A 15,668-nucleotide genomic window follows, 5' to 3' on the forward strand; every position below is an offset into this window, starting at 1 on the left:
GTTATGGCTCTCAAGTAAGTAGTTTATAATACGTGATGCCACAGATAAATAAAGCAAGTAGATTATTTTTATGCAAAGATGGAGAGCGATCGCCTGTATGTACCGAGCACCTGAACAGATTGCAGAGTCAGGTATAGGGCGCTTGGTGTATGCTCTACACCATCATACAAACGTCTTATCACCCAACCAAGCTTCGTTTCTCAGTTTCTCAGTTACATATTGGGACTTAAATTTCACCAGTCGTAAAACGACATTAGGCAAAATATACTTTAATTTCAGATTAAAAAATTTGTGTGGATTGAGTTATGGGAATTGATGAAGTACTACGACCATTACGAGATGAAATCTTACAAATTGCTGCCAAATACGGGGCTTATAATGTGCGAGTTTTTGGTTCCGTCGCAAGGGGAGAAGCAAAACCAGATAGTGATGTAGATTTTTTGGTAGAAATTGAGCCGCAAAGAACTTTGTTAGATCAGATTGCTTTAATGCAATCACTAGAAGCTTTGTTGGGACGTAAAGTAGATGTTGCAGAACCAGAAACTTTGCATCCTGATATTAAAGAACGAATCTTAAAAGAAGCAGTTATCTTATGAAAGATGATCGCCTCTACTTAAGTAATATTAAAGAATGTATTGAGCGGATTGAGTCTTACACTTGTGATGGCAAAGAGGTATTTCTGCAAACACTTATGATTCAAGATGCTGTTATTCGGAATTTTGAGATTATTGGTGAAGCAACGAAGCGATTATCTACTGATTTGAGAGAAGCTTATCCAAACGTCCCTTGGCAACAAATAGCAGGATTTCGTGATGTACTCATTCATGATTATTTGAAAGTTAATTTAAATCGAGTTTGGGGTGTGATAGAGCAAAATTTACCAGAATTAAAGGCGACAGTTGAGAAAATGTTACAAAAGCGAGAAGAAGAAGGTACGTGATTAGTACTCCTTGAGAAGGATCAACTCCCTGGATGTTAAAATTTTACATCAAACGCGGTTCCATAGGGGCGGCTCCTCCGGAGCATCGCCAAAGGCGGGCACTCCGTGCCCGAAGCGTCCGCTACAATGTCGATGGTGCTTGATTGGAGAATTTTTTAAGATTTAAAGTTAACATGCAAAACTCTCAAAGATGCTTCTTCACTAGATTACACCCTTATCCCCTCCATTAAGACCCCGCTCACTGCTATAATTCTGACTACTTTACTTAAAAAAGCTTCGCTGAGGTCATGCTCTTGACTATTTAAAAATATTAAACTTCACAAAAATTTTCTATCTATAATGAAACGTTTGCGTTAAGTACATGAGAATACTTAAGTAGAGGAATTAACCGATGGGATATGTTATTGCTACTGCAAATATGAAAGGCGGAGTTGGTAAAACCACCCTCACCGTCAATATGGCAACTTGTTTAGTCAAAAATCATAACAAGCGGGTGCTTGTCCTTGACTTAGATAGCCAAATTAGTGCCACACTCAGTCTGATGTCCCCTGTAGATTTTGCGAAGCTTCGCAAAAACAAACGGACATTGAGATATCTAATAGATGATATTATTACTCCCTCGTCAAGATCAAAATTGACAATTCGAGATCTCATTCAGTCTCAGGTTTGCAATCTCCCTGGATTGGATTTATTACCAGGAGATATTGATTTATACGATGAATTTGTTGTCTCAGAAATGCTGCATCAACAAGCAGTCAGTTTGGGTGAAAATGAATTTGAAAGGATTTGGAATCGTTTTGAAAGAGTTTTGCTAGGAAAAATTTTAGAACCGATTCGGCAAGAATATGATTTTATTATCTTAGACTGCGCTCCTGGGTATAACCTTTTGACTCGTAGTGCTTTGGCAACTAGTAATTACTATATACTTCCTGCTAAACCAGAACCATTATCTGTGGTGGGTATTCAATTATTGGAAAGACGCATCGCCCAGTTAAAAGAAAGTCACGAACATGAAGCACATATAGATATACAAATGCTGGGAATTGTCTTTACAATGTCCAACGCTAACTTTCTCAGCGGAAGATACTACAAACAAGTTATGCAGCGCGTTCATCAAGATTTTGGTGATAGAAAAATTTGTCAGACACAAATACCAGTTGATGTGAATGTTGCTAAGGCAGTTGACAGTTTTATGCCTGTTGTTTTAAATAATTCCAGCACAACAGGGTCAAAAGCATTCTATCAATTAACTCAAGAGTTATTGCAAAAGCTACCATCCAATTGAGCGGTTTTGGTTCTCAAATCTAAACTGGAATGGGAAAACTGTAAAACTCTCAACCAACTGCGCCAAAAGATAGTTCAAGTCCTGGAAACAATTACACCTGAGGTAATTGCTTCTCTCACTTCTTACGATTTCATTCTTGAAGCTTTATTTAGCGTAGCTTCATAAGGAATTGGTATGAGTATTTTAACTGATTGACAAAAAGCACTTTATCTTAATCTCTCACCGATAGTTGCAGTATCATCAGGATTTGTAGCCATCAAAAATTGAAATGCTATGAATGGTTGATATAAAACCGTCCAGACGGTATAGTGAACTTGTGAGTACTTAGACGCTTTTGGCAATCTAACTCTTGATTGTCCACGAGTGTAATGCACCTGTATTCCTTGGTACTTGCAAGGTCATTTCTATGGTTGATACCAAAAAAAAATCTCGATCAGCTACTCGTGAAGCACTTGTGCGAGCTGCCAGTCAAGTTGTAATTAACAAGGGCGTTGAGGCATTAACACTGGATGCTGTTGCTCAACAAGCTGGAGTCAGCAAGGGAGGACTACTCTATCATTTCCCAAATAAAGATGCGTTGATCGGAGGTATGGTTGAACAACTTATTCAGGATTTTGAAGCGGTGCTGCAAACTGAGTTTGACCAGGATGATGCACCAGGAACACCAGGACAGTGGGTGCGAGCTTACATTCGAGCAACACTACGGTTTAGCAAACAGTCACTGGCATTAATTGCCCGTCTTTCCTCAATTGCGACTAACTCGCCCAATGTGTTGGAAATTGCCAAAGTCTATGACCAGCAATGGCGACAGCGGCTTGAAACCAGTGGCATTGACCCGACGAAGGCAATTATTATTCAGTTGGCGAGCGATGGTCTATGGTTCTCACAAGTGTTCCAGTTTGGCACTCTAGACGAACCTCGTCTCACTCAAGTTGTGGAAACGTTGCTTGCTATGACGCGAACCAACCAGTAAGTTAGCTAATTTTTTCAATCCGTTGATTCAACGCTGATGGCTTCTCCAGTTCATTCAGTCAATTTGTTCTGCAAATTTTCATGATTTACCACTTTAAATCGCATACTCATCATGCTGATAGCTCAGTACATGACCAAGGCACTGACTACCTGGTTAGTTGGGTTTTTCCCCTATTTTGAGGTTTATGCAGCAGTTGCAGCGGGGATGGCAATGAAATTGGATGTGGTTTCATCGGTGGTTTGGGCAGTGTTTGGCAACTTTACTCCCATCCCTCTGCTGTTGTGGGGCAATAGCCGCCTGATGCGTATTCCGCAATTACGCGCTTGGCTGTCACAAAGGAAAAGATGGGGTGGACAAAAAGTAAAACGTGCCTTTGATCGCTATGGAACCTGGTTTCTCCTCATGACCCCGATTCTGGGCAGTTGGACGATCGCCGTTGTTGTCCCCATAATCGGCATTCATCCCAGACGAATACTCCTATTTTCGTTCATCGGCATCACTTTCCATGGAGTAGCTACGGCTGTGGCGATCGCATCGGGTATGAACTGGCTTACAGACCATTAAGCCGACTTTCGACAAAACTAGGTGTGAGTTAGAACAAAATCATGTCAAGACTTTTATGGAATGTTTTAAAAGCAATTCCAGTACTGTCAGGTGCTACTTTGCTCCCAGCAAACTGATGTGGGACTCCAAATTGGGCTTGGCTACAACTTCCGCCTCTTCTAACCAATGAGTAAGTTAGGCATCTCACTTGCCCCTTAAAATATCAGGGACTAGCGAGACGCTGATTCCACTTTCAACAGTTGTTCATTCCGCAAATGTGCAAAGCCGCTAAAACTCTCCTGCTAAAGCAGCAACACACCGTTCGCAAATCAGGGGATGTTCCGCTGATTCTCCTACATGAGTTGAGTAGTTCCAGCAGCGATCGCACTTCTGCCCCTCTGCATTCACAACCCCAATTTTCCACGTATCGGACTGCAATTTGTACTCCAAGCCTTGCACCGCTTCGGGAGAATCCAACAAGTCTACCTCTGAAGTGATGAACAAATAACGCAGTTCATCTACTCCATTCTGACTCGCGTTCAGTGATTTTACTGTAGAGCGTAACTGCTCATCTGCTACATACAGCAACACCTTAGCTTCCAGAGAAGAACCAATCAATTTCTTGACCCTGGCTTCTTCCAGAACTTTGTTCACCTCGGTGCGGATTTGTCGCAATTGCTGCCACACGACTGCCAATTCTGGATTTTGCCACTTTTGGTCCAACTGCACCCAGCCAGCTTCAAACACTGATTTGTAAGGTGTCTCATAAGGAAGAAATTGCCAGATATCTTCTGCCATGTGACATAATACAGCGGCGATCGCCCGTGCTAAATTCTCTAAAGCAATCTTCAGCACCGTTTGACAACTACGACGTCGCAAAGCATTCGGCGCACTGATATACAATCTATCCTTAGCAGCATCCAGATAGAAGTTGGATAAATCCACCACGCAGAAATTTTGAATTGTTTGGAAAAAGCGGAAGAATTGGAAACTCTCAAACGCTTCGGTAACTTCTTTGAAGACTTCCGTCATACGGTGCAGCATATAGCGATCAAGCTGCGATAATTCTTCAAATGCTACTGTGTCCTTGTGCGGATCGAAATCGTGCAAGTTACCCAACAAAAACCGCGCCGTATTACGAATCTTGTTTCTGATATCCGTCAGTTGCTTAAGGATATTTTTACCCAAAGGCACATCTGAGGTGTAATCTACCGATGACACCCATAAACGCAACACGTCTACACCATAGGCGGGTTCTTCTTTCTGATTTTTCCCACCCTCAATTACGACTTTCGGTTCAACCGTATTTCCCAACGACTTACTTTGCTTGCGCCCTTGCTCATCTAAAATAAAGCCGTGAGTCAATACCATTTTATATGGCGCACAATCGTTCACTGCTACACTCGTGAGCAAACTCGACTGGAACCAACCGCGATGCTGGTCTGAACCTTCCAAATACAAATCAGCAGGATAGCGCAATTCTGTTCTTTGTTCTGCGACCGCTGCCCAGGATGAACCAGAATCAAACCACACGTCCATTGTATCAGTCCCCTTACGGTAAGACCGACCGTTATTGTGGTATTTTTCTGGTAACAACTCCTCAACCGAAAGTTCCCACCAAGCATCAGAACCCTTTTCGGCAAATATTCCCTGAACATGAGAGATAGTTTCCTCATTCAGCAGAGGTTCGCCGTTTTCTTCATCATAGAAAACAGGAATTGGGACACCCCAACTCCGCTGACGGGAGATACACCAATCAGAACGTTCTGCAACCATTGGTGTGATCCGGTTTTCACCTTGCGCGGGAATCCATTTTACAGAGGCGATCGCCTTCAGCGCTTCATCCCGAAATCCTTCCACTGAAGCAAACCACTGTTCTGTCGCCCGGAAAATCGTCGGTTTCTTTGTCCGCCAGTCATAAGGATACTTGTGGACATAAGCTTCCTCCTTCAACAGAGAACCCGCCGCTGCTAAAGCATCAATCACCGCTTGGTTTCCATCACCCAGAACATTCAACCCAGCGAACTGTCCCGCTTCATCGGTAAAATTACCATTATCATCCACTGGCGCAAGGATGGGCAAACCGTAGCGCTGACCTACTATGTAGTCTTCTTGACCATGACCGGGAGCCGTATGTACCAAGCCAGTACCCGACTCAGTGGTGACATAATCACCGCCGATGACAATCGGACTTTCGCGCTCAAATAGAGGATGACGGTAAGTGGAATGTTCTAAATCTTTCCCTTTGACTGTGGCTTTTACTGTTAGCTGAGTTCCCAAAACCTCAGATAAACGTTCTACCAAATCAGCAGCAACAATGAGATATTTAAAACTCACTCCCTCGACTGGAGAACTCACCTCTACAACTGCGTAGTTCAGAGATGGATTGAGAGCAACAGCCAAGTTAGCGGGAATTGTCCAAGGCGTCGTCGTCCAGATAGCTACACCCAACTGGGGTAAAAATTCCCCAAGTGCAGGTTTCACCGCTTCGGATAAACCTGTTATTGGGAAAGCCACATAGATACTACGCGAAGTATGACCTTCAGGATACTCTAACTCAGCTTCTGCCAACGCCGTCTTAGAACTGGGACTCCAGTGTACTGGTTTCAAACCACGATAGATGTAGCCTTTTAACACCATCTGACCAAAAACACCAACTTGAGCCGCCTCATATTCTGGCTTCAGAGTCATATACGGGTGTTCCCAATCACCCCAAATGCCGTAGCGTTTGAAACTGTCACGCTGTTCATTGATCGTCGAAAGGGCAAATTCTTTGGCTTTGTGACGCAGTTGCAAAGGCGTCAAGTTTTGCCGTTCTGCCGATTTCATATTCTGCAAAACTTTCAGTTCAATTGGCAAGCCATGACAGTCCCAACCAGGAACATAACGAACTTTACGCCCGCGCAGCAGTTGATAACGGTTAATAATATCTTTAAGAATTTTATTTAAAGCGTGACCAAGATGGAGAGAACCATTTGCGTATGGTGGTCCATCATGCAGTATAAATAACTCGCCTGGATTATTTTGAGACAGGCGTTCATAAATTTTATTTTCTTCCCAAAACTTCTGGATTTCTGGCTCCCGCTTGACAGCGTTTGCTCGCATATCAAAGTTTGTTTTGGGTAAATTTACGGTATCTTTGTATTTTCCAGTTTCTGTCACGATTTCATGCCAAGGAATAGTAATGTCGTCTTCTCACTATTATGCGTGAAAAGGTTTTTAACTTGGTTGCTAAGCTTCTGAGCAGATGACGCGAGGTATGCCTGCTCAGATAGTCGAATATTAAACCTATGGTACGGTCTTCTTCCGGTGGATGCCAACCACCCCGCACCCACAAACGACGTGCTTTAACGATAGAACCTTCATTGTGACGTTCATCATTTAGGTCTAGACGATGACAAGTAGCGCGTCCAGTCGGAGTAATACCGATAATTCTTAAACCATCTGCTGACCAAATAAAGTGATCTAACCACTTTTGTGTACGTGGATGAAACAAGGGGACAACCTCTTGTGTTTGTGGATCAATTCCAGTGGTGAAGTTGTAGCGGTATCCATTGCAGCGTTGGCAAGCCAATGCTAAGTTATCAGGGTTATCAGAACCACCAAGAGACTGAGGAAGAATATGGTCGATAGCAAACTGAGCTGCACTTGCTTCTTCTGAAGAATGACAGTATTCACAAAGAAATTTAGCTCTTTCTCGTACTAACTTTCTTGTTGCATGATTAACTGTCATGACTCAGCTATAATTCTAGCATTAAGCAAGGTAAAAATCCTGTCGAGTTCCAATATTCCTGTCAGTTCAGCCTCTTCTTCTGAAGTCAATAAACCAGTTTTTTTATTTTCTGAAAGTTCTTCAAGCCGAGACTGGAGCTCATCGGTAAATTTGAACAAAAATAGGTTTTTGACTTTGCTAATTTTGATTCCAGATTCTACCCAGAATGAGGGTTGAACCATCATTTGAGTAATCATATTTGTGCTTTGGTAAATAGGGGAACTTGTCGTATTGTAACAGTCAATTCTCGTCTTTCTACTTCTTGGGAGGCTCACTGCCGTTCGCTCATGCGCTCGCGCTTTGCGCTCGTAAGGCAAGCGTTAGCGCAGGCCCCCTAAGGGGCTAGCTATCGCCCTAAGTGAGGGTTCCTGCACAGACCATCGCCCCTTTATTTCCGAATACCAACGCCGTCGCAAAGATGTCTGTCACTCTGACTCACATCGGTTTTGCTTTTGAGATAATCACCAAGCCGATGGCAACCCCGTACAAGTAAATCATCCAGATTTAAGTTCCATAGTTTCACGGTTTTGTCCCAACTGCTAGAGGCTATGGTTTGACCATCCGGCGACCAAGCCACTGCCGAAACTGCATCATTATGTCCGCTGAGGGTGGTTATCAAAGTGCCATCGCGCTTCCATAGTTTCACGGTTTTGTCCCAACTGCTAGAGGCTATGGTTTGACCATCCGGCGACCAAGCCACTCCTGAAACTGCATCACTATGCCCAGCGAGGGTGGTCATCAAAGTGCCATCGCGCTTCCATAGTTTTACAGTTCTGTCATAACTGGCAGAGGCAATGGTCTGACCATCTGGCGACCATGCCACTTTCGAGACCGTAGCACTATGACCATTTAGGGTGGTGATTAAAGTGCCATCGCGCTTCCACAGTTTCACGGTTTTGTCTCTACTGGCAGAGGCAATAGTCTGACCATCCGGCGACCATGCCACTCCACTAACTGGATGACTATGACCATTTAGGGTAGTGATCAAAGTGCCATCGTGCTTCCACAATTTCACTGTTTTGTCACCACTGGTAAAGATTTTGTCACCACTAGCAGAGGCAATGATTTGACCATCTGGTGACCAAGCTACTCCCCAAACCGGGTTACGATGCCCAAGCAGGGTGGTGATTAAAGTGCCATCGCGCTTCCACAGTTTCACTGTTTGATCATCACTAGCAGAGGCAATGGTTTGACCATCCGGCGACCAAGCCACTCCCCAAACTGAATCACGATGTCCAGTGATAGTAGTGATCAAAGTGCCATCGCGCTTCCACAGTTTCACCATTTTGTCCCAAGTAGCAGAGGCAATCATCTGACCATCCGGTGACCATGCTACGCTAAAAACTGCATCACTATGCCCAGCAAGAGTAGGAATCAGAGTGTGATCGCGCTTCCACAGTTTCACCGTTTTGTCCTTACTCGCAGAGGCAATGGTTTGACCATCCGGTGACCAAGCCACTGCTGCAACAATATCACTATGTCCGGTGAAGGTGGTTATCAAAGTGCCATTACGCTTCCACAGTTTCACCGTTTTATCAAAACCGGCAGAAGCAATGGTTTGACTATCCGGCGACCAAGCCATTGCCGAAACTGCATCACTATGTCCAGTGATGATGGTCATCAAAGTGCCATCACGCTTCCACAGTTTCACGGTTCTGTCACCACTGGCGGAGGCAATAGTCTGACCATCCGGTGACCAAGCCACTCCCAAAACTGGAGCACTATGTCCAGTGATGGTGGTTATCAAAGTACCATCACGCTTCCACAGTTTCACTGTTTTGTCAACACTGCTAGAGGCAATGATTTGACCATCTGGCGACCAAGCCACGCTAAAAATGACATCAGTATGCCCAGTTAATGTAGTTATCAAAGTGCCATCACGCTTCCACAGTTTCACTGTTTTATCAACACTGCCAGAGGCAATCGTCTGCTCATCTGGTGACCAAGCCACCGCCGAAACTGGAGCAGCATGCCCAGTGAATGTAGTAATTAAAGTACCATCGCGCTTCCACAGTTTCACCGTTTTATCGAAACTAGCAGAGGCAATGGTCTGGCCATCTGGTGACCATCTCACTCCTGAAACTGGAGCATCATGCCCAGTAAGGGTGGTTATCAAAGTGCCATCGCGCTTCCACAGTTTCATGGTTCTGTCGAAACTGGCAGAGACAATGGTTTGACCATCTGGCGACCAAGCCACGCTTGAAAGTGGAGCACTATGCCCCTCCAAAGTTTTATGCTCTTGAATTCCATAAACAACTTGTTGCAACACTGTGACTACCCGCATCTGGGTTTCAGGCAATGCCCTCCATGACCGTTTGAGATTTTGCAATTGTTTCCCAGTCTTGATTCCTTCTATGATGGCTGAAAGGTTGTCCGTTCCCAATAATCCTTCTACATTGGCACTGTTAGCGATCAGCTTGGCATTTTTCTGGTTTGTATTTAAATTCCACCATGCCCAACCAGCTAGAATTGAAACGAACGCTAAGCTGACACTCAATCCTAAGATGATATAATTTCTAGTGCGTTCTCGCTCTGACTTTTCCCTCTTCCGCAGTGCCACACTGGCTTGGATAAAGTCTCGCTCCTGTGATGTCAGTTCGTCAGTACGTTTTTGCAGCCACTCTTGAGCCACAGCCAGCGGTGCGCCTCGCAAAAGTGCCCCAGAATCGTGGTTGCTCGTTTCCCATTCACGCATTGCTCCTTTCAACCGCTCTTGCCAAGTACGAAACTGACGGTTAGCATTCATCCACTCGCGCAAAGTTCCCCATTCTTGAATCAGCGCTTCGTGGATAATTTCTACCGTTTCTTCACCAGTCGCCTCATCCTGTCCAGTCACCACCAGACGCTCATCAGCTAAACGTTTCACCACGTCCCAATTATCGTCTCCCACTTCGGCACGAGTCGCCAGACGCCGCGTGTCCTCTGTCCCTTCCCCTGGACGCACTAATTGCAGAAAAATTCGTTGTGCCCGTTCTTTTTCCAACTCATTGAGTCTGCTATATACCTTTTCGGCGTAACCAGCGACAGCCGCTTGTACACCACCAATTTCATCGTAAGCTGCATGAGTCAACTGAGCATCTTTCTGTTTTGCCCATAGTTCATGCAGAGCAAACTCCAATAATGGCAAATCCCCCGGTTCGGTACTCACCGCGTCTAGAATGCGTTCAGTTAACCCAGATTCTAGTGTGACACCAAATAAAGCTGCTGGCTGTTCTATCGCTGTTTGCAATTCTTTACGATTCATCGGTCCCAATTTTAGGTCACGATACTGCAACGCATCAGCAATCGGGCGGTACTCAAGTGCCTGTCTTAAAAAGTCAGCTCGTAGCGTTAGCACTAAGGTAAAATTCGTCTGCTGGGTTGCTTCAAGTAATCTATCTAAGAAAACTTGGCGCTCTTGTTTATCCTGACACAGGGTGTAAAGTTCCTCAAACTGATCTGCAACCAGCAACAGCTTCAAACCGGGATTCGACCAAACTATCTCCTCTATCACAGAAGCCAGGACATTATCTTTTTGCCGCAAATCGTCAGCAAGTTGTATAATCTGTAGCAGCTGGTCAGCTTGACTTAAATGGGATGCCTTCTGTTCAACAAATGCCGCAGCTAAGGCGCGCAAAGGTTTTGCTCCAGGGCGGAGGGAAATGATACGCCAAAAACCAGAGTTATGTAGGCGGGGAACAAGACCTGCAAAAACGACTGAAGATTTACCACTGCCAGAGGAGCCAATAACAGCAACCAAAGGCTGTTTTTGCACTGCTTCTACTAGGCTTGTGGTGAAAACTTCGCGTCCCCTGAAAAATGGTGCATCTTCCTCCCGGAAGGAGAACAAACCACGATACGGACAGATGTTGGTAGGACGACGACCTAATTCCTGCCAAGAACGCGTCACAGTCGCAGGATTTTGAAAAAGCACTGGTAACCAACTCGCACAGGGAAATTCATTCTCTAGACCTTGCAGCTTTTCCCGTGCTTCCCGTTGAGCTAAATACAAAGACTTTCCTTTGGCAAATGCTGGGAGAAAATAAGTTAAAAATGCCTGAGCAACTCTATCCGGCACAGGTTCCCGCATGACAATAATTTGGGGAATGTCTAACTGTTGTAGCTCGAAGGCTAATCCCATGCCATCACAGGAGTTGAATATTGCCAACTGCAAGCCGTTGTTCACGGCATTTCTGAGAGCATACCTCAGTTCTGCGATCGTTAAGCTATCTGTTGGATTAATGTAAATGCGCCCATTTTCACCCTCTGTTCTGCTATGACCTGCAAAAAACAAGATGTCCCACGGTTGCTCCCACAACTGGTCGTTGATTTCCCGACGTTGCGGCTCTACTAAGAAGGTCGTCTCAGCATCCGGTAAATTTTCTAGCAACTGTCGATCTAGTTGAATATTTATACCAGAACTGTTACCTAAAATTGCTAAAATCTTCACGCGACTTCGCAATGTAGGTATTTTCGCGCTTATTTTTGGCTGAGAATCTGGCGCACCAAAAGCGACTTCCGCTATTGGATAATTTTCAACCAAATCCCACACATGCCAGGGAAGTTTCAACAGCGACACAGAACCAGTGCGAATGAGCAGTTGTACTTCATGAGGCGGTATGAATTGTTGCAAGCATTTGTCGCGGATATTCCGAAAGGACTCTGACAATAGCCAGGAGTTGAAATGCTTTCGCAAATCATTATCTGATTTTTGGCAACCTAAAATCCACCGGGTCATCGAATGACCACCGTGAATCACTTTACCATCTGTGATGCGGGTAGACTCACCAAAACTACGATAGTTTGACTGCCACTGCTCAATTGCTGTTACGAGGTCTGGGTTTGGAGGTAAGTTGCCAGTAATTTCCGTAACAGGGCAATTATTATCTCCCTCAATCGTCAGCGTTACCCGCACACCTTGTTCATTGTCGCCATCCACCTTTAGGACAAGTAGCTTGCTCATTCCCAGTACCCAAGTTGATGATTCCTTCGCGCGAAAAAATAGGACTAACTCAGATGACCTCAAATATCATTTGAGAAAATCACGAAGCTCTATTTTTTTATCCACCACTCCGCGTGAATTTTACGCAAATTATCTTTAAATTCAGTAATTTTCGGTCACTCAATGTATTAGAAAGGCTATTGCTAAAATGACTGGCGAGACGTTAAACGAAAACAGTTTTCGGGAAACGCTTAGGTATATTCTACAACCTCACCGACTGATATAGGACATATGAAACAGAGGCGATCTGCCGAAGGCAGATCGCCTTTAAAATTACGAACCTTCAGCCTGGTTCTTCGGTGGTACTTGATTCGGTGGTATTTCTGCTGGGGGAACAACTTCAACAGTCTCTGTGTCTGCTTGGGCGGTTTCTATCAATTCCCCAGATGGAGGGTTTGCTGAAACAGCATCTTGCGGGATCACCTCTACAGTCACTGAAGATGCTGGTGGTTCTGCTGTTGGGATTTTTTCTTCAGTATCCGTGGTCGGAGATTGGGTCACTGCTGGTTGTTCTGTTACGGGAGTGCGTTGATCGACAATCTCAACTGCAGGTTTGCCTGTAGCTGCGGGAGTCTGTGCTGTAGGAGCCTGTTTCGACTTTTCGGGTGTCTTTTTACCCACACTTTGCACTCGGTTTTTTACCCCTGAAAAAGTGCTACCAATACCTTTTTGCAACTGAGCAAGTTTTTCTGGTAGCGAGAACCCAGAGACTTGCTGCTGAATGTTTGTTTTGACTGTCTCAGTACTGGGTATTTCAGTTTGCTGCATCTTTGGCGTGATTTGACGACGTAATGACAGGGTTTGCCAGCCAAACCAACCCAAAAGGGCTACACTAGCCACATGACCTAGCAAAAGACCCCCTGTAATGCGTTGGGCAAATATCCACAAGACTAAGGCGTAGAACAGTCCTACACCACTCCATATAAAATCATTCTTACGATGGATTTCTGGAAAAAAGAAAGCTGCTAAGTAAAGCGCTATACTTCCAAGACCGACAGCCAAAGCCAGGACATATGCCAGCATGTTGTGGTTACTCCTTAACTATGTCATTTCACTAGGGATTCGCAATTGAGGATTCGGGATTGGGTATGGTACTACTTACAAAGGAATTCAAAATTCACTCATTCAAAGTATGGCACTTCGTGCCACGCTGCGCGATCCAAAACTCTTGTGTTTCTGGGCTTTTGATATTTTGCCCAATGGTATTTTGATTTCCAGCATGACCTACTAGCTGTGATTTACTGAGTGTTAATTGTTGAGAAGTCCTACGAACTACCAACCCACTGACCATGAACTAGTAGAAGTACTCACTCACTCGTATCCAGTCCTCAATTGTTTAACTAAATATCTTAATTTTGCAAATTTTGCTAGAAAGTTGTTGAGTCAGATACAAATTAAAATTTTTGATCTGAGTAGCGTGGATATTTTTGGTGTGTTCAAGAAGTCTTAATGTCTTCTTTAGGGGAGAAGTAGAAATCTCGGACTACCCTTAAAGATAAAAGAGAATCTGCAAGAGTTAGCCAGAATTTTATGACACAGCAAAGCTTTGGTGTGATTGGTCTAGCTGTTATGGGTGAAAACATCGCTCTCAATGTAGAGCGTAACGGCTTTCCAATCGCAGTTTACAACCGCTCGCGCGACAAAACTGATAAATTCATGGCTGAGCGTGCCCAAGGAAGAAACGCTAAAGCCGCGTTTACTCTAGAAGAGTTCGTTGGCTCCTTGGAACGTCCCAGAAGAATTTTAATCATGGTGCAAGCAGGTAAACCTGTAGATGCAGTGATTGGTCAGCTCAAACCCTTGCTGGACGAAGGCGACATTATTATCGATGGTGGCAACTCTTGGTTTGAAGATACGGATCGACGCACTCAAGAATTAGAACCCGCTGGGTTTCGGTTCATTGGTATGGGCGTCAGCGGTGGTGAAGAAGGAGCACTCAATGGTCCTTCCTTAATGCCAGGAGGTACACAAAGCTCTTACCAGTATCTGGAGCCAATTTTTACAAAAATTGCCGCCCAAGTCGATGATGGTCCCTGTGTGACCTATATTGGTCCTGGTGGTTCTGGTCACTACGTCAAAATGGTACACAACGGTATTGAGTACGGCGATATGCAGCTCATTGCCGAGGCATACGATTTACTGAAAAATGCCGCTGGACTTGACCATAATCAACTCCACGAAGTTTTTGCCCAATGGAACACCACAGACGAACTCAATTCGTTTTTGATTGAAATTACGGCAAATATTTTCCCTTACATTGACCCAGACACAAATTTACCTTTGGTAGATTTGATTGTTGACTCCGCAGGTCAAAAGGGAACAGGACGTTGGACAGTACAAACTGCTTTGGAATTGGGTGTTTCCATACCAACGATTATCGCAGCAGTTAATGGTCGCATCATCTCTTCCTACAAGCAAGAACGGGTTGCAGCATCCAAGGTACTCACAGGTCCTACTGGCAAGTATGAGGGAGATACCAAAGAGTTTATCAACAAGGTGCGTGACGCCCTCTACTGCTCGAAAATCTGTTCTTACGCTCAAGGAATGGCGTTGCTGTCGAAAGCGTCCCAAACCTATAACTGGAATTTGAAACTGGGTGAATTGGCTCGGATTTGGAAGGGTGGTTGTATTATTCGCGCTGGATTTTTGAACAAGATTAAGAATGCGTTTGGCGAAAATCCAGCACTGCCTAACCTCCTGTTAGCCCCTGAATTCAAGCAGACAATTCTTGACAGACAAACAGCTTGGCGTGAAGTGTTAGTAACAGCCGCCAAACTGGGAATTCCAGTGCCAGCATTTAGTGCATCTTTGGATTACTTTGATAGCTATCGTCGCGATCGCCTACCTCAAAACCTCACACAAGCTCAACGCGACTACTTCGGCGCGCACACCTACGAACGTGTCGATAAGCCTGGTAGCTTCCATACAGAATGGGTACCCATTACTGAGAAGTCCTAATAAACTTCAACACCATAACAACTGCAAGCTAGACAACCAACGACACCTTCAAGTTCTACGGTAGTCTCAACAGCTTCAGTTGAAAATTTTGACTGACTCTGAAAAACTCAGAGTCACTTTTTTTTGAACGGAAATCAAGACAATTCAAAATAACCACCTCCCCATCCCCCCATCCCCCGAATACTCGCTTTGCTCTCTACCCCACCTCCCGATCTC

At 44.6% G+C, this 15,668-nt stretch carries 10 protein-coding genes and 1 pseudogene; 6 read left to right on the forward strand and 5 right to left on the reverse strand.

Annotated elements, in window-relative coordinates; all coding sequences use genetic code 11:
• Window positions 1-305: 305 nt before the first annotated feature.
• The 5 genes from DP117_RS19575 to DP117_RS19595 all read left to right on the forward strand — a co-directional run bounded on the left by DP117_RS19575 (window position 306) and on the right by DP117_RS19595 (window position 3,762).
• Window positions 306-596, forward strand: coding sequence for a nucleotidyltransferase family protein (locus DP117_RS19575; protein ID WP_169219942.1), 291 nt, complete (start codon window positions 306-308; stop codon window positions 594-596).
• Window positions 593-940 carry a DUF86 domain-containing protein gene (locus DP117_RS19580; protein WP_169219943.1) on the forward strand — a complete coding sequence of 116 codons (348 nt, stop codon included), beginning with the start codon at window positions 593-595 and terminating at the stop codon, window positions 938-940. Before DP117_RS19575 ends, DP117_RS19580 begins: the two co-directional genes overlap by 4 nt.
• Window positions 941-1,331: 391 nt before the next feature.
• Entirely contained in the window at window positions 1,332-2,225 is an 894-nt protein-coding gene (locus DP117_RS19585) for a ParA family protein (protein WP_169219944.1), read from the forward strand.
• A 406-nt stretch (window positions 2,226-2,631) separates the two neighbouring features.
• The gene (locus DP117_RS19590; RefSeq protein ID WP_169219945.1) at window positions 2,632-3,198 is read left to right on the forward strand and encodes a TetR family transcriptional regulator; all 567 of its coding nucleotides are present in this window, start codon (window positions 2,632-2,634) and stop codon (window positions 3,196-3,198) included.
• Window positions 3,199-3,309: 111 nt separating this feature from the next.
• Window positions 3,310-3,762 (forward strand): small multi-drug export protein, encoded by a 453-nt coding sequence (locus DP117_RS19595; protein WP_169219946.1) that lies wholly within the window; start codon window positions 3,310-3,312, stop codon window positions 3,760-3,762.
• A 267-nt stretch (window positions 3,763-4,029) separates the two neighbouring features.
• On the opposite strand, the gene ileS is transcribed toward DP117_RS19595, so the two are convergent.
• From ileS to DP117_RS19620, 5 genes and pseudogenes are all read right to left on the reverse strand, one after another.
• Window positions 4,030-6,903 (reverse strand): isoleucine--tRNA ligase, encoded by a 2,874-nt coding sequence (gene ileS / locus DP117_RS19600; protein WP_169219947.1) that lies wholly within the window; start codon window positions 6,901-6,903, stop codon window positions 4,030-4,032.
• A 136-nt stretch (window positions 6,904-7,039) separates the two neighbouring features.
• A pseudogene (locus tag DP117_RS19605) lies at window positions 7,040-7,474 on the reverse strand (HNH endonuclease); the annotation flags it as partial.
• Complete coding sequence (locus DP117_RS19610; RefSeq protein WP_169219948.1) at window positions 7,471-7,710, reverse strand: hypothetical protein; 240 nt, start codon at window positions 7,708-7,710, stop codon at window positions 7,471-7,473. The pseudogene DP117_RS19605 and the gene DP117_RS19610, both read right to left, overlap by 4 nt.
• A gap of 191 nt (window positions 7,711-7,901) precedes the next feature.
• Window positions 7,902-12,455 carry a CHAT domain-containing protein gene (locus tag DP117_RS19615; RefSeq protein ID WP_169219949.1) on the reverse strand — a complete coding sequence of 1,518 codons (4,554 nt, stop codon included), beginning with the start codon at window positions 12,453-12,455 and terminating at the stop codon, window positions 7,902-7,904.
• A gap of 312 nt (window positions 12,456-12,767) precedes the next feature.
• A complete protein-coding gene (locus DP117_RS19620; protein ID WP_169219950.1) occupies window positions 12,768-13,517 on the reverse strand; it encodes a Ycf66 family protein in 750 nt (249 codons plus the stop codon).
• Window positions 13,518-14,024: 507 nt separating this feature from the next.
• Between DP117_RS19620 and gndA the strand changes: the two genes are divergently transcribed.
• Entirely contained in the window at window positions 14,025-15,452 is a 1,428-nt protein-coding gene (gene gndA / locus DP117_RS19625; RefSeq protein WP_169219951.1) for an NADP-dependent phosphogluconate dehydrogenase, read from the forward strand.
• The last annotated feature ends 216 nt before the right edge of the window (window positions 15,453-15,668 follow it).

The sequence above is a fragment of the Brasilonema sp. UFV-L1 genome (genome assembly GCF_012912105.1).
Classification (GTDB): Bacteria; Cyanobacteriota; Cyanobacteriia; order Cyanobacteriales; family Nostocaceae; genus Brasilonema.

Bases quoted from the DNA above. Each gene is read 5' to 3' on its own strand.
- DP117_RS19575 (WP_169219942.1), top strand. From the start codon at position 306: ATGGGAATTGATGAAGTACTACGACCATTACGAGATGAAATCTTACAA.
- DP117_RS19580 (WP_169219943.1), top strand. From the start codon at position 593: ATGAAAGATGATCGCCTCTACTTAAGTAATATTAAAGAATGTATTGAG.
- DP117_RS19585 (WP_169219944.1), top strand. From the start codon at position 1,332: ATGGGATATGTTATTGCTACTGCAAATATGAAAGGCGGAGTTGGTAAA.
- DP117_RS19590 (WP_169219945.1), top strand. From the start codon at position 2,632: ATGGTTGATACCAAAAAAAAATCTCGATCAGCTACTCGTGAAGCACTT.
- DP117_RS19595 (WP_169219946.1), top strand. From the start codon at position 3,310: ATGCTGATAGCTCAGTACATGACCAAGGCACTGACTACCTGGTTAGTT.
- DP117_RS19610 (WP_169219948.1), bottom strand. From the start codon at position 7,710: ATGATTACTCAAATGATGGTTCAACCCTCATTCTGGGTAGAATCTGGA.
- DP117_RS19615 (WP_169219949.1), bottom strand. From the start codon at position 12,455: ATGAGCAAGCTACTTGTCCTAAAGGTGGATGGCGACAATGAACAAGGT.
- DP117_RS19620 (WP_169219950.1), bottom strand. From the start codon at position 13,517: ATGCTGGCATATGTCCTGGCTTTGGCTGTCGGTCTTGGAAGTATAGCG.
- gndA (WP_169219951.1), top strand. From the start codon at position 14,025: ATGACACAGCAAAGCTTTGGTGTGATTGGTCTAGCTGTTATGGGTGAA.